Origin of the sequence: Mucilaginibacter sp. 3215 (assembly GCF_050433785.1) — a bacterium.
In the GTDB taxonomy this organism is placed as follows: Bacteria; Bacteroidota; Bacteroidia; order Sphingobacteriales; family Sphingobacteriaceae; genus Mucilaginibacter.
The window spans coordinates 85,431-108,669 of sequence record NZ_JBNPWO010000008.1 but is presented as its reverse complement, the minus strand read 5'-3'; the positions used below and the strand labels follow the sequence as shown (position 1 = coordinate 108,669).

Here is a 23,239-nt window from a genome sequence, read left to right as displayed (position 1 = left end):
TCTCCGGCTTAAGCACAGGCTATCTTCCCTACACGGTTAGCATGCCTGCCGCCTTCAAATTCAGTATTTAAAAATGTAGTTACTATAGCCTTCGCTTCTTCGGGGGTAACAAAGCGGGCAGGTACGCAAACTATATTGGCGTTGTTGTGGCTGCGGGCCAGTACTGCAATTTCTTCTTTCCAGCAAATGGCTGCACGGATGCCCTGGTGTTTGTTGGCCGTTATGGCTACACCATTTGCTGCGCCGCAAATCAGGATTCCCAAGTCGCATTCGCCGCTTTCAACGGCATTGGCTACCGGATGTGCAAAATCAGGGTAATCAACCGATTCGGATGAATAAGTGCCGAGGTCTTTTACTTCGACTGATGATAAAGCCTCTGTTAAAATTTGTTTATAGTCATATCCGGCGTGGTCCGAACCGATAGCGATTTTTAGTCCCTGTTTCATTTAACAAAAATATAACGTTTTACTACTTTTTAAAGGTAAATAATTTGTTATAAAGCGACCAGTGTGTGCCTGCTCAAAAATTGGATTAAGCCAGTATAAAATATGCGAATTTCACCTATTTGCAACCCCGGGCAATAAAAACAGTAATATTAAAACTGTTAGTTGCCTTTTTCGAAATCAAGCTCCTTTTTAATCTTACGTTTTTCAACAAGGCCTGCTACAACAATGCTAACTTCATACAACATAAATAGCGGGATACTAACCACCGTCATGGTAAGCATATCAGGTGTAGGGGTAACTACGGCGGCAATAACCAGGATCACCACAATGGCATAACGACGGGTTTCTTTCATGAACTTAGGGGTCATGACACCCAGGTTGGCCAATATGTAAACGATGATTGGCAATTGAAAAACAACGCCTGTAGCAAGGGTAAGGGTAGCTACTGACGAAATATAAGAATCAATATCAAATAAATTTTGGATAACCGCACTTACTGTATAACTCGATAGGAAATTAATAGACATCGGCGTGATCACAAAGTAACCAAAAGTGATCCCTAAAAAGAAAAGCACACAGGCATAAAATACAAAGCCTGTAGCAGCTTTGCGCTCGGCGTCATGCAATGCGGGTTTAATAAAACGCCATATCTCCCATATCAGGTAAGGAACGCCCAATGTAATACCAATAATTAATGCCGAGTTAATTTGGAGGGTAAATTGGCCCGCCATTTCGGTGTTGATTAATTTAATATTTACTTTGTCAATGCAAAAACCATCGCGGTGCAAAGCTGCACCAATTTTGCAAAGCATCCGGTAAGTCCAGAAGGTTGACTTACTGGGCCCCATGATAATGGTATCAAAAATCCAGTCGTAGTAATAAAAAACAACAGCGGTAAATATTACAATGGCTATTGAAGCCCTTACGAGATGCCATCTCAAGGCTTCGAGGTGATCAAAGAAGGACATTTCTGCCTCTAACGTTTTTCCTTTATCCTTTATGGCCTTGATGATCTTGTTCTCGCTCATTGTAATATATACCGCTGTATAAACGCTATCTTGCTAAGTACGTAGTATTTTATGAAGATAGTTTGAATTATATTTCAAATGTATCCATAAACTTGGTGGTAAAGTTACCAGCGCGGAAGTTTGGATCCTTCAATAATTTTAAATGGAATGGGATGGTTGTTTTAACGCCTTCTATTACAAATTCGCTCAATGCACGCTCCATAGTGCTCAAAGCTTCATCGCGGGTTTGGGCCACGCAGATAACCTTGGCGATCATCGAATCGTAATTTGGCGGTATAACATAGCCTGTGTATACGTGGGTATCGATGCGTACACCATGACCGCCTGGCGAGTGGAAATTGGTTATTTTACCCGGTGACGGACGGAAACCGTTAAACGGATCTTCGGCATTGATACGACACTCAATAGCATGCATTGTTGGCTCATAATTTTTGCCTGAGATAGGGATACCTGCTGCAACTTTAATTTGCTCTTTGATCAGGTCAAAGTTGATCACCTCTTCGGTAACCGGGTGTTCAACCTGGATCCGGGTGTTCATCTCCATAAAATAGAAGTTGCGGTCTTTATCAACCAAAAACTCTACGGTACCTGCGCCTTCATATTTAACGGCTTTAGCCCCTTTAATAGCGGCGTCGCCCATTTTTTTACGCAATTTTTCAGTCATGAAAGGTGAAGGAGATTCTTCAACCAGTTTCTGGTGACGGCGCTGAATAGAGCAGTCACGTTCAGAAAGATGACATACTTTTCCAAACTGGTCACCTACAACCTGAATTTCAATGTGGCGCGGGTCCTGAACATATTTTTCAAGGTATAAGCCATCGTTACCAAAGGCTGCACCTGATTCGGCACGGGCCGAGTCCCAGGCATTCTCAAACTCTTCGTCTTTCCAAACGATTCGCATCCCGCGGCCACCACCGCCGGCAGTTGCTTTTAAAATAACAGGGTAACCTATTTTATTGGCGATAGCAATACCCGATTTTACATCGGCAAGCAAACCGTCAGAACCGGGAACAATAGGCACACCGGCTTTTTTCATGGTGTCCTTAGCCGAAGCTTTATCACCCATCTGGTTGATCTGCTCGGCAGTAGCACCTATAAATTTGATGCCATACTCAGCGCAAATGGCCGAAAATTTAGCATTCTCTGACAAAAAGCCGTAACCCGGATGGATCGCATCTGCATTGGTTAACTCGGCAGCTGAAATGATGTTCGGGATATTTAAATAAGAATCGCGGCTTGGCGGCGGACCGATACAAACAGCTTCGTCGGCAAAGCGAACATGAAGACTATCGCGATCTGCAGTTGAATATACAGCTACCGTTTTAATACCCATTTCCTTACAGGTACGGATAATACGAAGGGCGATTTCGCCACGGTTAGCTATTAATATTTTTTTAAACATTGTTTTTCTTGAATATGCAAATTACAGATGTGCAAATATGCAGATGAAAAATATTAATGAATGATTGAAGGGCAAATATGTAAATTATAAATGTGCAAACGAATTAAATATCATCTGCACATCTGTAATTTGCACATACGCGCATCAATTAAACTGGTTCTACTAAAAACAGGGGTTGATCGTACTCCACAGGTGAGGCGTTATCAACAAGGATTTTTACCACGCGGCCCGAAACTTCTGATTCAATTTCATTGAACAGTTTCATAGCTTCAATGATACATACTACAGAACCAGGTTTGATCTCATCGCCAACATTAACAAACATAGGTTTATCCGGGCTTGATGAGCGGTAAAAAGTCCCGATCATAGGCGATTTAACGGTAATGTATTTCGATGTATCCGGAGCGGCCGGTGCAGTAGGTTCAACAGGCGCAGGGGCCGGTGCAGTAGGTAATGCCTGGGTAACAGGTTGCGTAACTGCCGGAATAGTAGCATGAACCACTGTAGGTTGCACCTCGTTGGTTTTTATTGTGATCTTAAAATCTTTTTGCTCGATTGATACTTCGTTCACGCCCGATTTGGAAACAAAGCGAATAAGGTCCTGAATTTGTTTAATATCCATGTTGAAGGATTAATTGGTTTTGGACAAAGTTTATATCTAAGTTATAGTCAAATGTGCAGATATGCAAATGCGCAGATATGCAAGTTATGTGTTGATTAATTAGCTTTTAAAATGGCCAGTTATCGTAGCTAAGCGGTCTGTTTTCTATTCCTTTAAGCAGATAACATGTACTTTTTTCAGATGTTTTAAATTTCTGATATGATGAATGTACTTCCTTTATGTAAATTGACACATCCGCACATCTGGAGTCAGCACATCAATAAGCCCATTTTAAATAAACTGAACCCCAGGTAAAGCCACCGCCAAAGGCTGCTAAAATAAGGTTATCCCCTTTTTTAAACTTGCTTTCCCATTCCCACAGGCAAAGGGGGATGGTGCCGTTGGTGGTATTGCCATAGCGCTCGATGTTAACGATCACTTTGTCTGAACTTATACCTGTACGGTTTGCAGTAGCATCAATAATACGCTTGTTGGCCTGGTGTGGTACCAGCCAGGCAATATCATCACCGGTAAGGTGGTTGCGTTCCATTACCTCGTGCGCAACATCGGCCATATTGGTTACTGCAAATTTAAACACGGCCTGGCCTTCCTGATAGGCGTAGTGCTCTTTAGCATCAACCGTTTCATGGCTTGCCGGTTTCAATGAGCCGCCGGCTTTCAGGTTTAGGTACTGACTGCCCGAACCATCGCTTTTTAAAATAGAATCGATAATACCGTTGCCTTCTTCATTAGGCTCAAGCAATACCGCGCCGCAGCCATCGCCGAAAATGATGCAGGTAGCACGGTCCTGGTAGTTAATAATAGCCGACATTTTATCGCCGCCAACAACCAGCACCTTTTTATGCTTGCCGCTTTCAATAAATTGAGCGCCGGTGGTTAAACCGTATACGAAGCCTGAACAGGCTGCCTGCAAATCAAATCCCCATGCGTTTTTAGCACCAATTTTATGCGCTAAAAGATTTGCTGTAGCGGGGAAGATCATATCGGGGGTTGTAGTACAAAAGATGATAAGATCGATCTCATCGGCACCGATGCCGCGTTTTTTGAGCAGCTCGATAACTGCAGGGACCGCCATATCAGATGTAGCAAGGCCTTCGCCTTTTAATATGCGCCGCTCCTTGATACCGGTACGGCTGGTTATCCATTCGTCATTTGTATCAACCATCGTTTCCAGTTCCTGGTTGGTTAATACATAGTCGGGAACGTAACCATGTACTGCGGTAATAGCGGCATGAACTTTACTCATCTTTATAAAATTACTGGAATGCTTGTTTTATTTTATCAACGAGGTTACTCTCTACCATGTTCTTTGATAAAAGGACCATGTTTTTTATTGCCTCGGGGCTCGAGATGCCGTGACCAACAACAACGGGAGCATTTACACCCAGTATCGGGCTGCCACCGTATTGTTCATAATTAAACCTGTCAAAAAACTCGTCCTTTAGCTGTTTTTTCCGCGTTATAACATAGAACGATTCAGCAAGCTTTAATATTACATTGCCGGTAAAACCGTCGCATACATAAACGTCGGCGCTTTCACTAAAAAGATCGCGTCCTTCAACATTACCTACAAAGTTAAACAACGATGTAGCTTTCATTAATGGGTAGGTGGCCTGGCTAAGGATATTACCTTTTTCTTCTTCTTCGCCAATATTTATGAGCGCAACCCGTGGATTGGCTATATCATAAACGGTTTGGGCAAACAAGCTGCCGAGCACGCCGAACTGAACAAGCACATCGGGCTTACAATCGGCATTGGCACCTACATCCAACAAAATACCCAAACCGCCTTTAAGTTTGGGTACAATAGTAGTCATTGCCGGGCGTACAACACCCGGAATAGTTTTCACGCTGAACATGGCACCAACAAGCATGGCGCCGGTATTGCCAGCTGATGAGAATGCCTGGATTTCGCCGCTTTTTAATAGCTGGAAACCAACTGATATGCTCGAATCAGGCTTCTGAACAATAGCTTTGGTAGGGTGTTCACCCATACCAATAACTTCGGTTGTATGTACAAACTCGAAGTTATCAGGGCTTACACCATTTTCCTGAAGAATACTTACTGTAACTTCCTTATCGCCAATAAGTACCAGTTTCTGGTCGGCAGATAAAGTTTTATACGCTTCGATAGCTCCTAAAACAGCTGCTTTGGGAGCGTAATCACCGCCCATAATATCTAAGCCAATCTTCATTCTCAGAAAATTAAACTTATGCTACTGCTGCTTTCTCAATAAGAACTTTACCGTTGTAGTAAACATTACCATCAACAGTATATGCCCTGTGCGGCAAATGCACAGCGCCTGTAGTTTGGCAGGTAGTTAAAGTTGGAGCTTCCGCTTTGTAATGCGTTCTGCGTTTATCTCTCCTTGATTTCGAAAATTTCCGCTTTGGATGTGGCATAATATCCTAATATTAATTATTTATTCATTTTCCTGAGCGCATCCCACCGTGGGTCTGTTTGCTCACTTTGTTCACCATTTGCCGAAAAACTATTTAGTTTTTCAAGCATTTCTTTATCACAATAAGGGGTTTCACCCTCGTTGTCGCAAACCGATATAAACGGCACTGCAACGTTAATGTATTCGTAAATCAGCCCGGCTATATCAATCTCATGATCGTTTTTGCCAAGGGTAATGATCTCCTCGTCTTCATCTATCAGTTCATCGCTGAACTTAGCTATTTGCTGTTCAGTAATATCAACCTGCTGCGGCAGTTGCGATAAACACCTGTCGCAGGTAGTATCAATTGTGCCGTCTATCTTAAAATGCAGGATCAGCATAGTTTCCTGCTTATCCAGTTCAACCTCACAGTGCAGGGTTGCTTTTTTTACGAGCGAATATTCAAACTCGTCAAAAAAGTCATCCTGTATGTCATACTCAAACTGGTGTTTCCCAAGTTTAAGCCCCGTAAAGGGAATCGAATATTTTTTAAGCGATTTCAATGAGCAACAATTAGCCCGCAAATGTAGAGAAAAATACCATAACTGGAAAGTGTTTTTTTATTTTGCCCTTTTGAGGAGGTTAAAGGTAAAAGGAGAAAGGTAAAAGGTTGGAGTACAGTGATTTTTACGCAATGCAAAAATCACTGTTCTATCTTTATGGAATTAGTTTGATAAAACCTCGCCCTTCATTTTTGAGGCAATTTGCAGCGCTTTGTATGCATTGACTATGCCCCCGGTTTTGGATAGCGTTGTAAAATCAACCTTTTCGGTTTTGCTGCCGGGTTTTAATACCATGGTGCCCCTTAGCGGTGTTGCCGAGCCTAAAATAGCTTCCTTTACCTGCTTAGCACTCAGGCTTGGATAGTATTCTAATATCAAAGCCGCAATGCCTGCCGTTATTGGCGACGAAAAGCTGGTGCCGTCTTCTGTATCAACCTCAGCATCGGTAGTAATTGAGGTAACTTTTACCCCTGGCGCAAATATATCAACGCTCTTTTTGCCGTAATTGGAAAAATCACCGGCAAGGTTTTGCCCCATTCTGGGCCCCGATGCACCAACGCTAATCACGTTATCAGCATCGCTTGATGAGCCATCTAAAAAAATATCATTTGGAAATTCGGGCTGAAGATCCATATCCTGGTTATCGTTACCGGCAGCCATCACTAATAAAACATCCTTTGAGGCAGCATATTTGAAAGCGGCATCTACCCATTCCTTGTGCGGCGAGATCTTTTTTCCGAAACTCATGTTAACCACCCTGGCGCCGTTATCAACCGCGTAGCGTATAGCATTGGCTACGTCTTTATCATATTCATCGCCATTAGGGATGGCCTTAATGATCATCAGTTTTACATTATCGGCCACACCATTGATACCATAATTGTTGTTACGTACCGCGCCGATGAGCCCGGCCACACCGGTGCCATGTGCCGCATCGGCAAATTTTACCAGGTTATTGCCATATGGTTTGCCATCCATAGTATCGGGGTCGTCCGCCACAACGCGCTTACGCGAAGTAAGATCAGGCGATACATCGTTGTTGAGCTTTGCAAGATATTCGCTCAGGTCTTTAATGATTTTGGCATTGGTAGAACCGGCTCCCTCCTGCGAAAATACCGATTCCCAAACATATTTGCTTTGACTTAGGGTGTCATTAGTGGCTTTAACCTTAACAAGGTCGGCCTGGGTAAAAGTGCCGTTTGCCGGTAAGTTCAGACCTCGCTTAATATACCCGCTGGTAACCATCAACGCGTTCATTACCGGCGAAAGCTGGCCAATTTCGGTATTGGCTTTGTTTACTGTTGAATCATAAACCGTTTTAACACGCAGCCAGTAAGCATATTCTTTTTTATTAGTAGCGGTCGAATCTGTAAGCGAGGCATATTTACCTTTTAATTTATTGTATTCACGTACCTCTTCTGTGGTTTCGGTAAAGTCGGCTTTGCCGCCGGGGCCGCCCAAAAAGTTCCATCCGTGTATATCGTCAACATAACCGTTATGGTCGTCATCAATGCCGTTTCCTGGAATTTCTTTATTATTTACCCATAGCACTGTTTTCAGGTCCGTTTGCGAAGTATCAGCACCACTGTCAATAGTTGCAACAACAACCGGCTTGCTTTTTTTGCCTTGCACAAACATATAGGCCTGCTTTAAGCTGATGCCGTAAAAGCCGCTCTCCTTTAAATCAAGCAGGTGCCAGGCTTTTGGCGGGGCGGGTTCGGCCGCCGGCATTTGTTGAGCCGATGCCGGTAAATTAACTAATAATACTGCTGATAAAGTGGTTGCGCTTACGTACTTACAAAATTTGAACATGAACTGTGTTGTGTATTATAGTATGTCTTATCTAAGACACAATGAATCGTTTTAGTTTAATCTTCCGGCTTTTTACGTGCCGACTTTCATTTAGGTTAATTTTTATTTTCAGGGCGTTGCCTTCGGCCGGGCTATCCGCTCATGCGCCTGCAGGCATTATGCTCATGGGCCGGTATCCGCTGCTATCCCTAACGCAAATCAACTTATGTCATTGCGAAGAGGAACGACGAAGCAATCGCATACTCTACAGAGCGGCCATGCTTCCGTGCGATTGCCACGCTACACTCGCAATGACATAAAGGTTGATTTACAAATCAAACTTTATCCCCTGAGCTAAAGGCAGCGTTTTTGAATAGTTTATAGTATTGGTTTGCCGCCTCATATAAACTTTCCATGCATCCGAGCCTGATTCCCTGCCGCCGCCTGTTTCCTTTTCTCCGCCGAAAGCACCGCCTATTTCGGCGCCCGATGTACCGATGTTAACATTGGCGATTCCGCAATCAGAACCTGCGTAGGATAAAAATTGTTCTGCCTCGCGCAAATTATTGGTCATAATAGCCGATGACAGTCCTTGCGGAACACCATTTTGCAAATCGATAGCCTCCTCAATAGTATTGTATTTGATAAGGTAAAGGATAGGTGCAAAGGTTTCGTGCTGCACTATCTTAAAGTGATTTTCAACCTCAGCAATGCATGGTTTTACATAACAGCCCGATTCATAACCTACACCTTCCAGTTTGCCGCCTTCAACCACGAAGTTGCCGCCTTCGGCCTTGCATTTTTCAATCGACTCAAGATACAAGGCAACAGCATCTGTGTCAATCAAAGGGCCCATATGGTTGTGTTCATTCAATGGGTTTCCAATCCTGATCTGCTTATAAGCGTTAACCAGCTTTTGCTTAAATGCCTCGTAAACGCTTCCATGAATAATAAGTCTGCGGGTACTGGTGCAACGCTGGCCGGCAGTACCCACGGCGCCAAACACCGCTCCGATGAGCGACATATCCAGGTCGGCATTTTCGCTGATGATGATGGCATTATTACCACCAAGCTCCAGCAGGCTTTTGCCAAGCCTTGCACCAACCGCGGCGCTCACCGCTTTACCCATACGGGTTGAGCCTGTAGCAGATACTAATGGAACGCGTGTATCGGCAGCCATGAGCTCACCAATGTTGCGGTCGCCGATAACCAGGCATGAAACGCCTTCTTCAATGTTATTCTTTTTAAAAACCTCCTGTGCTATATGCTGGCAGGCAATAGCTGTTAAAGGCGTTTTTTCGGATGGTTTCCAGATGCATACATCGCCGCACACCCAGGCCAGCAGGGAGTTCCAACTCCAGACCGCTACCGGGAAGTTAAATGCCGAAATAATACCTACTATGCCCAGTGGGTGGTATTGCTCATACATGCGGTGGTCGGGTCTTTCGCTGTGCATGGTTAAACCGTAAAGCTGGCGGCTTAAGCCAACTGCAAAATCGGCAATATCTATCATCTCCTGCACCTCGCCCAGGCCTTCCTGCAGGCTTTTGCCCATTTCGTAGGATACCAGGGTGCCCAGGTCATGCTTGGCTGCGCGTAAGGCCTCACCAATCTGGCGCACTATTTCGCCGCGTTTAGGTGCCGGGGTTTTACGCCAGGTTTTAAATGCTTTGGCTGCCTGCTCAACCGCCTGGTTATAATCTGCTTCGGTTGCCAGCCTTACTGCTGCTATTTTTTTGCCGTCGACCGGCGATGTTATATCTTTTGCCGCGGCACCGTCGCTGCTACCCCAGGTACTGCCTGTACTAAAGGCGTCATTAATATCGTTTATATGTAAACGTTTTAGGATATCTGAAATATTAGGCTCCATAATTGTTACTTTTGCCAAAGGTAGAAATCTTTAGGGCAATTTTTCAGAATCACTCATCGCTTGCCTGTTGTATCCATTGTTATTAATTATCAATGCTTTGTATTGAACAGTTGTTAAGAATGTTTGAATGTTGAAAACTAAATTGCATTTTGGATGCTTACTTATTGTAATTTGAACTCAATAAGTCTTTACAAGGCAATTTGTCAACCTAAAGCGGATGTTCTGCAAACAAAATTGAATGGAAGAAGAATTTGAATTTGGTTTTACCGAAGACCCAAAATTCTCGGTAGAACGGTACGAGGAAATGATCAGAAATCAGGACTTGTACTTTTTTGATGCCCAGGCGTTTGAGAACATTATCGACTACTACATCGAAAAGAATGATCCGGCCAGGGCATTACAGGTAGCAGAGTACGCGAGAAGCCAGCACCCTTTTGCGGCAATTTTCCTGATCAAACAGGCCCAACTGCTTGTGGTAAGCAACAAGGTTCCGGAGGCTTTTGCCGCTTTGGACCAAGCTGCTATGCTCGAAGCATCTGACGCGGATATCTATATTATCCGCGGTAATCTGTACGAAAGCCTGGAGCGTTATTCCGAGGCGCTGGAAAATTACGAAAAAGCGCTTGACCTTGCCGAAGAGACCGACGAGATCCTGCTGCACATAGCCTACGTTTATCAAAACATGGGCGATTATGAGACTGCCATAACTTATCTTAAGCTCTGTCTTAAGCAAAATATGGAAAACCAGGATGCCCTTTACGAACTGGCGTTTTGCTACGACGTAATGGACAACCAACAGGAAAGTGTTCAGTTTTACCAGCAATATATCGATAACGAACCCTACAGCTATGCGGCCTGGTATAATTTAGGCAATGCCTATACCAAGCTGAGCCTGTTTGAAAAAGCCATCGACGCATATGACTATGCTATATTAATTAAGGACAGCTTTGCATCGGCCTATTTCAACAAAGGCAATGCACTGGTTAACCTTGAAAAATATGCTGAAGCTATAGAAGTTTACCGCCACACCTTTGAATATGAGCAGCCCAATGCCGATACTTATTGTGCCATTGGCGAATGCTATGAAAAGCTGGAGCAAATGGACGATGCGCGTGCCTTCTACAAAAAATCGGTTAAGATGGATCCAAAACTGGCCGATGCCTGGTTTGGGATTGGGGTAACCCTTGATTTTGAGGAACGTTACTTTGAAGCGCTGCACTTTTATAAAAAAGCGCTCGACCTTGATATTGCCAATGCCGATTACTGGTTTGCTATTGCCGATGCCGAATATAAGCTCGGGCATTTAGATGAAGCAGAAAAGGCTTACGAAAAGGTGGTTGAGCTAAATCCGCTTGATATTGATGCCTGGCTTGATTATTCGTCGATACTTTACGAGCAGCAAAAGCTTAATGAAGCTATTGAAATTATAGCCCAGGCGATTAAAAATAACCCTGAAGCAGCTGAACTTTACTATCGTATGGTGGCCTACCTGTTTGCCAAAGGCGAATACAATGAAGCCCTTAACAACCTGGAATATGCTTTAGCAGCCGATCCGGAGAAACATTACATCCTGTTTGATTACCTGCCGCAATTGCAAAAGAATAAAGTGATTGTGGATATTATCAACAGGTATACTAAGTAGAGGAGAATGGTGGGTGGTTGATTGGGTTGATTAGGTGAATGGTTTATCTCATAATAAAAATTAAAACATAAAAGGCGCGTATTATGCGTCTTTTGTGTTTTAGGGATATTTAAACTACTCTCCTAATCAACCCAATCAACCACTCACCATAAAAATCACAACAATAAATTTACAATCAGCTTTAAAATCATTTAACATTTGAAATTTGCACATCTGCATATTTGTTGCGACCTTTGCCTCGTTAGAACTTTTAGTTATAGGCTATAACAAATACTCACAATGAACTACACTATTAATCATCTTCCTGATCGTACAACTAAACCACGTGATAAAGGCATTACCATGGTTATGGATAAAGGCCTTAGCTTGCGCCAGGTTGAAGATTTTATTGAAGTTGGCGGGCCGTATACCGACATCGTGAAGCTGGGTTGGGCTACATCATATGTAACCCCTAATCTTGAACAAAAACTAAAGCTCTACCGGGAGGCCGGGATCCCTGTTTATTTTGGGGGCACCCTGTTTGAGGCCTTTATTGTACGTAACCAGTTTGACGATTACCGCCGTTTATTGGATAAGTACCAGCTGGAACATTGCGAAGTATCCGATGGTTCGATCACTATTGAGCATGATGTAAAATGTAACTATATCAGCGAGCTGGCCAAACAAGTTACGGTAATATCCGAAGTTGGCTCAAAAGATGTTCAAAAGATCTTTGCCCCTTATAAATGGATCAAACTGATGAATGCCGAAATTGAGGCCGGCTCATGGAAAGTAATTGCTGAAGCACGTGAAAGCGGAAATGTGGGTATTTATCGTGATTCGGGAGAGGTACGCCAGGGATTGATTGATGAGATCCTGACCCAGATCCCTGAAGGGACTATTATTTGGGAAGCGCCTCAAAAAGCGCAGCAAGTTTGGTTCATTAAATTGATAGGTGCGAATGTTAGCTTGGGTAATATCGCCCCAACGGATATCATTCCGCTTGAAACCTTAAGGTTAGGTATCCGCAGCGATACTTTCGACCATTTTTTAGAGATGTAATTGTTGACTGATCTTAATATAACAATTAACCCAGCCTCCGGAGTAATCCGGAGGCTTTTTGTTTTAGAGGGCACGAGTCAACCTTACACACAGGCAATCTCACAAGACTGGCACCGGCAGGCTAAAACACAGTGACTGAGTATTGTTAAAACTATATGCCTTTTTCAAAAAAAATACATCAATTCTTAATTATCAACACTGCAAGTGTTTAAAAATCAATTAATTTATCTTGCATAAGAACAAGGGACGCATGTTATTCCAAGCCTGTGGAAAACTCCGGTTATTATGCTATTCAGCATACTAATAGATTTGATTTAAAACCCCTGAACCTTTTTAGTGTTGCACGTACTCAGTTAATTTTATCATAATCTGTAAAAGCTATGGCTAAAAATATTACCAGGAAGGCGCCCGCAGCAAGCGGGGAAAAGGGGCTCAAAGCCGAACGCTATTTCACCAAAGAAGGTACCAGTGTTTACAACCTGTTTAAATATGAAAAGCGATCGTCGGTGATCCGCAACCCCTCAGGCGATGCCGTATTTGAAATGAACGATGTTGAGGTACCGGCGGGCTGGTCGCAGGTGGCTACTGATATCCTGGCTCAAAAATATTTCCGTAAGGCAGGCGTACCCCAACCCGACGGCTCAACCGGATCTGAAAAAAGCATTAAACAAGTTGCCCATCGTATGGCCAACTGCTGGAAGGATTGGGGTATGCGATATGGTTATTTTGTTTCACCAAAGGATGCTGAGATCTTTTATGATGAAATAGTTTATACTATTGTTGGCCAACTGGCTGCCCCAAACTCGCCGCAATGGTTCAATACCGGTCTGCATACCTCATACGGCATTACCGGCAAACCACAGGGGCATTATTATGTAGACCCGGTAACAGAACAACTGAGTAAATCAACCTCGGCTTATGAGCGCCCGCAGCCGCACGCCTGCTTCATCCTTTCTGTTGATGACGATTTGGTGAACGAGGGCGGCATTATGGACCTTTGGGTTCGTGAGGCCCGTATTTTCAAATACGGATCGGGCGTAGGTACAAACTTTTCTAAGATCCGCGGTGAGAGTGAAAAACTATCGGGCGGTGGTTATTCATCAGGCCTGATGTCATTCCTGAAAATAGGCGACAGGGCAGCGGGAGCTATCAAATCGGGCGGGACAACCCGCAGGGCAGCCAAAATGGTTTGCCTTGATCTGGATCATCCCGAAATTGAGGGGTTTGTGAACTGGAAAGTAGAAGAAGAAAAGAAAGTAGCAGCCCTGATAGCCGCAGGTTATTCGTCTGATTATGAAGGCGAGGCCTACCGTACGGTATCCGGTCAAAATTCCAATAATTCAGTACGCATTCCCAACAGCTTTTTTACAGCACTTAAAACAGGCTCGGCCTGGAATTTAACCAGCCGGATGAGCGGCAAAACCGTTAAATCCATATCCTCGCAAAAACTGTGGGACGATATCGCTTTTGCAGCTTGGGCCTGTGCCGATCCGGGTGTTCAGTTTGATAGCACTATTAATGAGTGGCATACCTGCCCCGAAGGTGGTCGCATCAATGCTTCTAACCCCTGTTCGGAGTATATGTTTTTGGATAATACGGCCTGTAACCTGGCATCCATCAACCTTGCCCATTTCTTTAATCCGCAAACGCGCGTGTTTGATGTAAAGGGTTTTGAACATGCCTGCCGCATGTGGACCATTGTACTGGAAATCTCCGTATTGATGGCTCAATTCCCATCAAAAGAAGTAGCACAATTATCCTATGATTACCGCACGCTGGGCCTTGGTTATGCCAACCTGGGTTCGGCCCTGATGGTGAACGGCATTCCTTATGATAGTGACGAAGCGCGTGCTATTGGCGGAGCCATTACCGCCATCATGACCGGCACTGCCTATGCAACCTCGGCCGAAATGGCCCGTGAGCTCGGTGCTTTCAGCCGTTATAACGATAACAAAGAGCACATGATGCGGGTGATGCGCAACCATCGATATGCTGCGTATAACTCTACCGAAAACTACGAGGGACTGGAAATTACCCCTCCGGGTATTAACCCAAAGCATTGCCCCGATTACCTGCTTTCAGCTGCCTGCAATGCCTGGGACAAGGCTGTTGAGATGGGCGAAAAATATGGCTACCGCAATGCGCAAACTACCGTTATTGCCCCAACGGGAACTATCGGTTTGGTAATGGATTGCGATACTACCGGTATCGAGCCGGATTTTGCGTTGGTGAAATTCAAAAAATTATCGGGTGGGGGCTACTTCAAAATTATTAACCAGGCTGTGCCCGAGGCTCTGCGCAATTTAGGTTACCAGGACCATGAGGTTACCGCCATTGTTAATTATGCTAAAGGTGCAGCAACCCTAAAAGGTGCTCCCCATATCAATATAGATACGCTTAAAGCCAAAGGTTTTAATGATGATGAACTGGAAAAACTGGACAAGGGCCTGGTATCTGCCTTTGAGATCAGCTTTGCTTTCAATATCTGGTCGCTGGGTGAAGAATGTTTGAAACGTTTGGGCATCACGGCCGAGCAGTATAATGCGCCCGATTTTAATGTGCTGCGCGCACTTGGTTTCAGCAAAAAACAAATTGCAGAAGCTAACGAGTATATCTGCGGTACTATGACCATCGAGGGAGCGCCGTACCTGAAACAACATCATTATCCTATTTTTGATTGCGCCAACAAATGCGGTGCAAAAGGCGAGCGCTATATCCATGCCCATGGGCACATCAAAATGATGGCAGCAGCGCAGCCATTTCTTTCGGGTGCCATTTCAAAAACCATCAACCTGCCAAACGAAGCCAAAGTTGATGAGATCAAAGATTGCTACGAGCTTTCGTGGAAGCTGGGCTTGAAAGCCAACGCACTTTATCGTGATGGCTGTAAGCTATCCCAACCGCTCTCAACCAAATCAGATGTTAAGGAAGAAGCTGATGACAAGCTGGATACAATTGAAGAAGTATTAGGCGAAGCTGCCAACGTAAAACTGAGCGATCTGACACCTGAGCAGGTTATTGAAGCAGCCATGGCCATCATGGAAAAATCAAAGGATACCAATTTTATGCGCCAGCTTTCGCGCGTGGTGCAAAAGAAACACCTGCCATACAAACGCCGCGGCTTTACGCAAAAGGCCAGTATTGACGGGCAAACCGTATTTGTGCGCACCGGCGAATATGAGGATGGCACCCTGGGCGAGATTTTTGTAGATATGCATAAAGAAGGTGCAACTTTCCGCTCATTGATGAACTGTTTTGCCATCGCGGTTTCTATCGGTCTGCAATATGGTGTACCGCTGGAGGAATACGTAGAAAAATTTACCTTCACCCGTTTTGAACCGGCGGGAATGGTGGTAGGGCATACCAATATTAAAAGTGCGACCTCCATTATTGATTATATTTTCAGGATGCTGGGCTATGAATACCAGGACCGCACCGACCTGGTACACATCATAACCGATAAAAACGGCGTATTGGGAAACCCGCAAATGGGTGATGAGGATTTTAATGCCGACGAAACCAATGTGTATCAGCCATCTACTCAATCTTCAGATAATTCTATAAATGCTCAAAGAAAAGGCTTATCTTTCGATGTTAGCATGGGCGTACAAAGTGATGCGCCAAGCTGTAACGTTTGCGGGCATACCACGATTCGTTCGGGTACCTGTTACAAATGCTTAAACTGCGGCAACTCAATGGGATGCTCGTAATCAATACGGATTTTTTCAAATCAATTATAAATAGTTAATTATGTTTAGCCCCGCTCACCAGGCGGGGCTTATTTATTATCAGGGTCAAAATTAATGCTGCAGTAATAGTAATTGCAATGCCATAAAAACCCTGGCATAAAGCCCACCTGCAACCCGATGCTTATTTTTGTGTTCACAATAGATATGAGCACAAACAAGATCAAACTGAGCGTGCTCGACCAGTCGCCAATTAGAAAAGGCGCAACTGCCGAGCAGGCCATACAGGAAACTATACAACTGGCAAAATATACAGATACCCTTGGCTACACCCGCTTCTGGATTTCGGAACATCATAATATGGGTATTATAGCAGGCTCAACGCCCGAAGTATTATTGGCCCATTTGGCCGGCGAAACTAAAAACATGCGCATGGGGTCGGGCGGTATCATGATGCCAAACCACAGCACCCTTAAAGTTGCCGAAAATTTTAGGATGCTGGAGGCGCTGTTCCCCGGCCGGATTGACCTAGGCATGGGCCGCGCGCCGGGTACCGACAGGATCACCGCAGCCGCGCTTAACCCTTCAAACCAGTTCAGGGAGCAGGACTTTGTTGAGCAACTGGCCGATCTGCAGAATTACTTTCATGATACTTACGAACCGGGAACCATACAGGCGCGCATCAGAGCTATCCCGCAGATTAAAACCGTGCCTAACATGTGGTTGCTAAGTTCGAGCGGACAAAGCGGCTTGTTCGCGGCACATTTCGGTATGGGTTTTTCGTTTGCACATTTTATTAACCCCAATGGCGGACCCGAAAGTGTTAAAATGTACAAGGAGCGATTTCAGCCATCTGATGACCTGCGACAACCACAGGCTAACGTAGCTGTATTTATCTTCTGTTCTGAAGATGAGGAAAAAGTGAGGCAGCACCAGGCCGTTATGGACCATCGCTTTCTGCAGTTTGAAAAAGGCGGGCCAATAGTACCTTTAAGTTATGATGACGTAAAAGATGTAGAGTATACTCCGGCCGAACAGGAACGCATCCGTTATAACCGGTACCGCGTAATTGCCGGCTCGCCAGCAGAGCTTAAGCTGAAGTTAAACTGGCTTGCCAATGATTACGGAGTGGATGAAATTATGGCTGTTACCATTACCGAAAATTTTGAGGACAGGCTGGAATCGTACCGCTTATTGGCCGAACAGTTTGAATTATTATAATCCTCGTAAAACAACTTTTTTTAGCAAATGCCGTTTCTATGCCAGGAACGGCATTTTTTATTGAGGCTGATACGATTATTCACATATTAAAAACTTTATAAGGCTTTAAATTGTATCTTTGGAAAGATTATAAATAAGTCTATTTTCTACAATTCAATGGTTATTATCATATTTTTCATAGCGCACTGGTTTCTGTCGCTATTTTTTCAAACGTTCTTTCTGCACAGGTACGCGTCTCACAAAATGTTTACAACCAATAAGTTTTACGAGGGGACTTTTTACCTGCTCACCTATATTTGCCAGGGATCATCGTTCCTGAACCCAAGAGCTTATGCCATTATGCACCGCGAACACCATGCATATAGCGATACCGAAAAAGACCCGCATTCGCCTCATTTTTTTAAGGATGTTTTCCAGATGATGGTATATACGGCTAAAAGCTACAGGCTGCATGTAAGGAAGCTGAAGGAGCCCGAAGAGCGCTTTAAGGGTAATATCCCTGAATGGCGTTTTGTTGATTTTATTGGCTCATCAATGGTATCACGCATCTCATTTGGTGTTTTATACATTTTATTTTACGTGGAGTTTGCTACAGCATGGTGGATGTTCCTGTTGATCCCTATCCACTTTTTAATGGGGCCAATACATGGTGCTATTGTTAACTGGTGCGGTCATAAATACGGTTATCAAAACTTTGATAACGGTGATAAATCAAAAAACACAACCCCGTTCGATTTTCTGATGCTGGGCGAACTATTCCAAAACAATCACCACAAACATCCGAACAAAGCCAATTTTGGCGCTAAGTGGTTTGAGATAGACCCGGTTTACCCCGTAATGAAACTCATGCACTGGATGCGGATCATTAAACTGCGTAAAGCGTATCTTTAAGCTGAAAGCTTAAAGCCACAAAATAAAAGACAAGGCCTAACGCCGGGAGCTAAAAAGCTTTCAGCTTTAGGCCTTGTCTTTTTAGCTCTGAGTTTTGCTTTAAGCTTTCAGCCTTCGGCTTTCAGCTTCTTTCCCTATCTTTGCCGCTCATAAATACATAAATCCATGAGTGTTTCTTTATTAGCTCAAAATTTGCATGGCTCGGAGATCATCAAGATTGCGGGCGAGATCAACGAATTAAAACGACAAGGCCAGAATATCGCCAACCTTACCATCGGCGATTTTGACTCTAATATTTATCCTATCCCAACTCCTTTAAAGGATAAGATCATTGACGCTTATAACCATAATCAAACCAATTATCCTGCTGCCGATGGTATGCTTGATCTGCGCCAAAGCGTAAGCGGATTTTTGAAAAGAAGCTTAGGTCTTGATTATGCACCAAACCAGATCCTGATTTCGGGAGGTTCGCGCCCGTTGATCTATTCTATATTTTTGGCGGTAGTTAACCCCGGCGAAAAAGTGGTTTTCCCTGCACCATCATGGAACAATAACCACTACAGTGATCTATTGAATGCTGATGCGGTAATTATTCCTACCTCCCCAGACAACAATTTTATGCCTACTGCAGATGATATCCGTCCGCATTTAAAGGGAGCGGCTTTATTGGCGTTATGCTCGCCTTTAAATCCTACCGGTACCATGTTCAGCAAAAAAGACCTGGAAGAGATCTGTGATCTTGTAATTGCGGAAAACAAGAGCCGCGCGGTCGGTGAGAAACCACTGTATTTGTTATACGATCAGATCTACTCACAATTAACTTTTGGCGAGCACAAACACTACGATCCGGTAACACTTCGTCCGGAGTTAAAAGATTACACCATTTTCGTTGATGGCGGTTCAAAATGTTTTGCAGCAACTGGTGTACGTGTAGGCTGGGGTTTCGGGCCAGAGCAGGTTATCGAAAATATGAAAGCCATTGTAGGCCACATGGGTGCCTGGTCGCCAAAGCCTGAACAGATGGCTATGGCCAAATTTTTAACCGATGAGGCTGATGTAAACAATTACCTTACCGATTTAAAAGAAAAGATCCAGGCAAGCCTAACTGCCCTGCACGAAGGTTTCCAGGAGATGAAAGCCAGCGGCTTAAATGTGGACTCGATTGAACCAATGGGCGCTATCTATCTTACACTTAAAATAGATTACAGCGGCAAAACTACTCCCGATGGCAAAGTGCTAAGAGATTCGGCAGATATTAACTTTTATTTGATTAAAGAAGCAGGAGCCGCATTTGTTCCATTCTCCGCCTTTGGTACAGGTGATGAAGTGAACTGGTTCAGGGCATCGGTTGGTGCAACCCCGCTTCATGAAATTGAGGCCTTGATACCAAGGGTGAAAGCGGCGCTGAGCAAGTTAAAATAGTTCAAGTACTACTTCTACTTCTTGCGCTCGTTATAAACGAGCGCAAGAGTTTGTTGAAAAACGAAAAAGCGATGAGCATTAATTACTCATCGCTTTTTCTTTTAAAGCCCTCGCCCTTTAGGGGAGGGTTTGGGAAAGGCATTTACCCCAATATTTCCTTAATATCCTCTGCCGTAAGGGATTTAATAAAGCTTTCTTCGGTAGTGATCAACGCCCTTGACAGGCTGAGTTTGCGCTGCTGCAGGGCCAGGATCTTTTCTTCAACCGAATCTTTGGTGATGAATTTATAAATGAAAACGTTTTTGGTTTGCCCGATACGATGTGTGCGGTCAATGGCCTGCTGCTCAACAGCCGGGTTCCACCATGGATCGAGAATAAACACATAATCGGCTTCGGTAAGATTAAGACCTACCCCCCCCGCTTTTATCGAGATCAGGAATACACGGGTCTTTTCATCTTCCTGGAACTGCTTAACTACATCACCGCGGTTTTGGGTACTGCCGTCAAGATATACATAAGGGATGCCAACCCGATCAAAATGATCGCGGTAAATGCTAAGTTGTTTTACAAACTGCGAAAATATGAGCACTTTATGGCCACCATCGAGTACGTTATTCAGCGTATGAACCACGTCCTCAAACTTGCCACTATCGCCCTCATAATCTTTATCAATCATGATAGGGTGGTTGGCAATTTGCCTTAGCTTAATGAGCCCCTGTAATACCTGGATCTGCGTTTTGGCAAAAGTACCATCCTCCAAACTTTTCAATAGCTCGTTCCGGTATTCAGATTTGATCTCTTCATAAACAGATAATTGCTCTTCGGTCATCTGCGAATAGAAAAGGTTTTCCGTTTTAGGTGGAAGTTCTGTTGCTACCTGTTCCTTGGTACGGCGTAACACAAAAGGCTTAATAAGGGCCTGTAATTTTCGGGCCTTATCTTCATCCTTTTTCTTTTCTATCGGCGCTACAAACTCGTTTTGGAAAAACTGTTGCGCGCCCAATAAACCAGGATTAATGAACGACATCTGAGTCCACAAATCGTTAACCGAATTTTCTACCGGGGTACCGCTCAATATCAGCTTAAAACGAGATTTAAGTTGCTTAACCGCCTGGTATGATTTTGATGAAGGGTTTTTAATATTCTGGCTTTCATCCAATATCACGTAGTCAAAAAAGAAATCTTTAAACATTTCGATATCGATACGGCTGATGCCATAAGTGGTGATCACCACGTTGTAGTTGGCAAAAACATCAGCATTTCGGTAACGCATGGTTCCCGTGTGTACCATCAACCTAAGCTGCGGAGCAAATTTACGGGCTTCGTTAAGCCAGTTATATATCAGCGAGGTAGGCATGATCACCAGCGAAGTGGCTTTGCTTCCAGCCTCTTCCGTATCTTCCTTGTGCTTTTGCAGCAGCGATAAAGTTTGGATGGTCTTACCCAGGCCCATATCATCGGCAAGGCAGCCGCCAAAATGATATTGCTTTAAAAAGTGGAACCAGTTATAGCCAGCCTTTTGATATGGCCGTAAATTGCCTTCAAAGTTAACAGGCATCGGAGCATCCTCAAGCTCATCAAAATTAGTCAGCTTTTGCAGTTTGCGGGTCATGGTAACGCTGGCCATTTCGCCTTCGGCAAGATCTGTAACGAGGCCAATGTGATGACGGCGTAGTTTAAGTTCATTACTGCCCTCGGTAAAATGCAGCAAATTACCATATTGTGAAAACCATTGTTCGGGAATTACCGCAATTTCGCCCGATGGCAGGGTAAACTCCTTTTTATGGTTAAGGATATGGTTTTTTAACTGGATAAAAGGGATTCGGTAGGGGCCAAAGCTTACCATGGCGTTAATATCAAACCAGTCGTTATTTTCGGTTACTACCAGTTCTATTTTACTGCTGCCAAATACGTAGCGTTTTTGTCCTTCAGGCTGTTCCAGTTCAAAGCCCTGTTCAATAAGCTGGTCGTGATGCTGGTTAAGCCATTCAAAAACGGAGAACGAGCGGTCGTCATCATCATCATGGCCGGCAACTTCGAGGTTTTGGAACAATGAGGAAGCTATTTTAAGCCCCAATTGTTCAAGCTGGTGCATTTTGCCCTTTTCCCAGGTGGTTGAGCGTTTAATACGATGGAATAGGTAATCATCGCCGTTTTTTTCCATCCGTACCGAGATGTGCCTGCCATCGCCGTAAGGAAAAATGTAGCCGGCATATTTAAAAGAAAGCTGTAATTGCGAAGTGCCGCCTTCAATATAAATAGGCTTAAGTACAGGGCAGGCATCATACTTTTCGGTATTGATGGTAAAGCCTTCGGCGTAAACATTATGCTTTTCTATAAGCGGGGCAACAAATTTTTCAAAGTATGATTGTTCTGACGATTTTGGTATGGCGATGAATCGCTTGTTCAGGAAGGGCTGTAGTTTTTTACCTTCAATTTCCTTATCGAAATAATACAGGGTGTCGTCAAGAAGCATCCAGGCCGGGTGATTGCAAATGATCTCGGCATTTTTAAACATGAACTCAATGCGCATGCCCTGGTATTTGATGGTAGGGAAATACCTGATCTCTTCTTCACTACGTCTGAAATGAAATAACACCGATGCCGCCTCGGTAGCCAGCTGAAGTTTGCGTTCGCCCGGATAACCTTCTTTACTCATCTGGTATACCTGTTTGCCGCAAAGTAATGATAACGCTTCAGCTATCCGTTTCTCCAGTTTTGGGCGAATCATATCAAACATCTGCTCGTTGAAGATCTTGGAGAAAAACTCGAACGGGCGGATTGGTTTTTTATAATACCTTTTGATCACGTTGCCCTGTTCCATCTCCTCCAGCAGTTTGATCAGCCTGATATCAGTATCATCCAAAAACTCGCAAAACTCCTTAGCTGTATTGGAAAATAAACGCTGATGGGTTAATGAAAATTCACCATTTGGATTGAGCTGAACAATGTGAGGCTCAATAACATACGACAGGTAGTCATGCTTGGCAATGGCATAAATAATTTGGCATGGTTTGGAACTGTCGACGCGTAACATGTGCTTCAGGGTAAAAAATTATTTGAAGCTACATCAAGAAAAAATTCAAACGTAAATAGAATTTACTGTAATTGAAAGAGTTTTATATTAAAAAAATGTTAATAAAGTAAAATTGACACATGGTTGATAACATATGTAGTGTTTTTGACGGGTTGAAAAGGTTTGGGATTAAAACAGATTTACCACAGCTGTAAAA

17 protein-coding genes are annotated in these 23,239 nt (G+C 43.9%); 6 read left to right on the top strand and 11 right to left on the bottom strand.

Annotated features, from left to right (window positions below; translation table 11 throughout):
• Positions 1 to 8 precede the first annotated feature (8 nt).
• The 10 genes from rpiB to amaB all read right to left on the bottom strand — a co-directional run bounded on the left by rpiB (position 9) and on the right by amaB (position 10,103).
• Positions 9 to 446 carry a ribose 5-phosphate isomerase B gene (rpiB, locus tag ABIC84_RS15195; protein ID WP_426582419.1) on the bottom strand — a complete coding sequence of 146 codons (438 nt, stop codon included), beginning with the start codon at positions 444 to 446 and terminating at the stop codon, positions 9 to 11.
• A gap of 158 nt (positions 447 to 604) precedes the next feature.
• Positions 605 to 1,474 (bottom strand): twin-arginine translocase subunit TatC, encoded by an 870-nt coding sequence (gene tatC / locus ABIC84_RS15190; protein WP_429264080.1) that lies wholly within the window; start codon positions 1,472 to 1,474, stop codon positions 605 to 607.
• 67 nt (positions 1,475 to 1,541) lie between these two features.
• A complete protein-coding gene (accC, locus tag ABIC84_RS15185) occupies positions 1,542 to 2,876 on the bottom strand; it encodes an acetyl-CoA carboxylase biotin carboxylase subunit (RefSeq protein WP_429264079.1) in 1,335 nt (444 codons plus the stop codon).
• Positions 2,877 to 3,024: 148 nt separating this feature from the next.
• Positions 3,025 to 3,498 (bottom strand): acetyl-CoA carboxylase biotin carboxyl carrier protein, encoded by a 474-nt coding sequence (accB, locus tag ABIC84_RS15180; RefSeq protein ID WP_429264078.1) that lies wholly within the window; start codon positions 3,496 to 3,498, stop codon positions 3,025 to 3,027.
• 256 nt (positions 3,499 to 3,754) lie between these two features.
• Positions 3,755 to 4,744 carry a beta-ketoacyl-ACP synthase III gene (locus ABIC84_RS15175; protein ID WP_429264077.1) on the bottom strand — a complete coding sequence of 330 codons (990 nt, stop codon included), beginning with the start codon at positions 4,742 to 4,744 and terminating at the stop codon, positions 3,755 to 3,757.
• Positions 4,745 to 4,754: 10 nt separating this feature from the next.
• On the bottom strand, positions 4,755 to 5,693 hold the full coding sequence (gene plsX / locus ABIC84_RS15170) for a phosphate acyltransferase PlsX (RefSeq protein WP_176628831.1): 939 nt from the start codon (positions 5,691 to 5,693) through the stop codon (positions 4,755 to 4,757).
• A gap of 16 nt (positions 5,694 to 5,709) precedes the next feature.
• A complete protein-coding gene (gene rpmF / locus ABIC84_RS15165; protein WP_090534782.1) occupies positions 5,710 to 5,901 on the bottom strand; it encodes a 50S ribosomal protein L32 in 192 nt (63 codons plus the stop codon).
• 16 nt (positions 5,902 to 5,917) lie between these two features.
• Positions 5,918 to 6,442 carry a YceD family protein gene (locus ABIC84_RS15160; protein WP_188834653.1) on the bottom strand — a complete coding sequence of 175 codons (525 nt, stop codon included), beginning with the start codon at positions 6,440 to 6,442 and terminating at the stop codon, positions 5,918 to 5,920.
• Between the two features lie 162 nt (positions 6,443 to 6,604).
• On the bottom strand, positions 6,605 to 8,254 hold the full coding sequence (locus ABIC84_RS15155) for a S8 family serine peptidase (protein WP_429264076.1): 1,650 nt from the start codon (positions 8,252 to 8,254) through the stop codon (positions 6,605 to 6,607).
• A 307-nt stretch (positions 8,255 to 8,561) separates the two neighbouring features.
• Positions 8,562 to 10,103, bottom strand: a complete 1,542-nt coding sequence (gene amaB / locus ABIC84_RS15150) for an L-piperidine-6-carboxylate dehydrogenase (protein WP_429264132.1) — start codon at positions 10,101 to 10,103, stop codon at positions 8,562 to 8,564.
• A 238-nt stretch (positions 10,104 to 10,341) separates the two neighbouring features.
• Here amaB and ABIC84_RS15145 point away from each other — a divergent pair, with 238 nt between their 5' ends.
• The 6 genes from ABIC84_RS15145 (at position 10,342) to ABIC84_RS15120 (ending at position 20,006) form a co-directional block, all read left to right on the top strand.
• Positions 10,342 to 11,745, top strand: a complete 1,404-nt coding sequence (locus ABIC84_RS15145) for a tetratricopeptide repeat protein (RefSeq protein ID WP_090534789.1) — start codon at positions 10,342 to 10,344, stop codon at positions 11,743 to 11,745.
• Between the two features lie 279 nt (positions 11,746 to 12,024).
• Positions 12,025 to 12,786: a phosphosulfolactate synthase gene (locus tag ABIC84_RS15140; protein ID WP_090534791.1), complete on the top strand. Its 762-nt coding sequence runs from the start codon at positions 12,025 to 12,027 to the stop codon at positions 12,784 to 12,786.
• 380 nt (positions 12,787 to 13,166) lie between these two features.
• Positions 13,167 to 16,496 carry a vitamin B12-dependent ribonucleotide reductase gene (locus ABIC84_RS15135; protein ID WP_429264075.1) on the top strand — a complete coding sequence of 1,110 codons (3,330 nt, stop codon included), beginning with the start codon at positions 13,167 to 13,169 and terminating at the stop codon, positions 16,494 to 16,496.
• A 183-nt stretch (positions 16,497 to 16,679) separates the two neighbouring features.
• A complete protein-coding gene (locus tag ABIC84_RS15130; RefSeq protein WP_429264074.1) occupies positions 16,680 to 17,693 on the top strand; it encodes an LLM class flavin-dependent oxidoreductase in 1,014 nt (337 codons plus the stop codon).
• A gap of 156 nt (positions 17,694 to 17,849) precedes the next feature.
• Positions 17,850 to 18,584: an acyl-CoA desaturase gene (locus ABIC84_RS15125; RefSeq protein ID WP_090534794.1), complete on the top strand. Its 735-nt coding sequence runs from the start codon at positions 17,850 to 17,852 to the stop codon at positions 18,582 to 18,584.
• Between the two features lie 165 nt (positions 18,585 to 18,749).
• Positions 18,750 to 20,006, top strand: a complete 1,257-nt coding sequence (locus ABIC84_RS15120) for a pyridoxal phosphate-dependent aminotransferase (RefSeq protein ID WP_429264073.1) — start codon at positions 18,750 to 18,752, stop codon at positions 20,004 to 20,006.
• Positions 20,007 to 20,148: 142 nt separating this feature from the next.
• Here the strand turns inward: ABIC84_RS15120 and ABIC84_RS15115 are convergent, their stop codons facing one another.
• Positions 20,149 to 23,043, bottom strand: coding sequence for a DEAD/DEAH box helicase (locus tag ABIC84_RS15115; RefSeq protein ID WP_429264072.1), 2,895 nt, complete (start codon positions 23,041 to 23,043; stop codon positions 20,149 to 20,151).
• Between the last annotated feature and the right edge of the window lie 196 nt (positions 23,044 to 23,239).

What these genes read in the sequence shown, in the direction of transcription:
- rpiB (WP_426582419.1), bottom strand. Translation starts at nt 446, where the DNA reads ATGAAACAGGGACTAAAAATCGCTATCGGTTCGGACCACGCCGGATAT.
- tatC (WP_429264080.1), bottom strand. Translation starts at nt 1,474, where the DNA reads ATGAGCGAGAACAAGATCATCAAGGCCATAAAGGATAAAGGAAAAACG.
- accC (WP_429264079.1), bottom strand. Translation starts at nt 2,876, where the DNA reads ATGTTTAAAAAAATATTAATAGCTAACCGTGGCGAAATCGCCCTTCGT.
- accB (WP_429264078.1), bottom strand. Translation starts at nt 3,498, where the DNA reads ATGGATATTAAACAAATTCAGGACCTTATTCGCTTTGTTTCCAAATCG.
- ABIC84_RS15175 (WP_429264077.1), bottom strand. Translation starts at nt 4,744, where the DNA reads ATGAGTAAAGTTCATGCCGCTATTACCGCAGTACATGGTTACGTTCCC.
- plsX (WP_176628831.1), bottom strand. Translation starts at nt 5,693, where the DNA reads ATGAAGATTGGCTTAGATATTATGGGCGGTGATTACGCTCCCAAAGCA.
- rpmF (WP_090534782.1), bottom strand. Translation starts at nt 5,901, where the DNA reads ATGCCACATCCAAAGCGGAAATTTTCGAAATCAAGGAGAGATAAACGC.
- ABIC84_RS15155 (WP_429264076.1), bottom strand. Translation starts at nt 8,254, where the DNA reads ATGTTCAAATTTTGTAAGTACGTAAGCGCAACCACTTTATCAGCAGTA.
- amaB (WP_429264132.1), bottom strand. Translation starts at nt 10,103, where the DNA reads ATGGAGCCTAATATTTCAGATATCCTAAAACGTTTACATATAAACGAT.
- ABIC84_RS15145 (WP_090534789.1), top strand. Translation starts at nt 10,342, where the DNA reads ATGGAAGAAGAATTTGAATTTGGTTTTACCGAAGACCCAAAATTCTCG.
- ABIC84_RS15140 (WP_090534791.1), top strand. Translation starts at nt 12,025, where the DNA reads ATGAACTACACTATTAATCATCTTCCTGATCGTACAACTAAACCACGT.
- ABIC84_RS15135 (WP_429264075.1), top strand. Translation starts at nt 13,167, where the DNA reads ATGGCTAAAAATATTACCAGGAAGGCGCCCGCAGCAAGCGGGGAAAAG.
- ABIC84_RS15130 (WP_429264074.1), top strand. Translation starts at nt 16,680, where the DNA reads ATGAGCACAAACAAGATCAAACTGAGCGTGCTCGACCAGTCGCCAATT.
- ABIC84_RS15125 (WP_090534794.1), top strand. Translation starts at nt 17,850, where the DNA reads ATGGTTATTATCATATTTTTCATAGCGCACTGGTTTCTGTCGCTATTT.
- ABIC84_RS15120 (WP_429264073.1), top strand. Translation starts at nt 18,750, where the DNA reads ATGAGTGTTTCTTTATTAGCTCAAAATTTGCATGGCTCGGAGATCATC.
- ABIC84_RS15115 (WP_429264072.1), bottom strand. Translation starts at nt 23,043, where the DNA reads ATGTTACGCGTCGACAGTTCCAAACCATGCCAAATTATTTATGCCATT.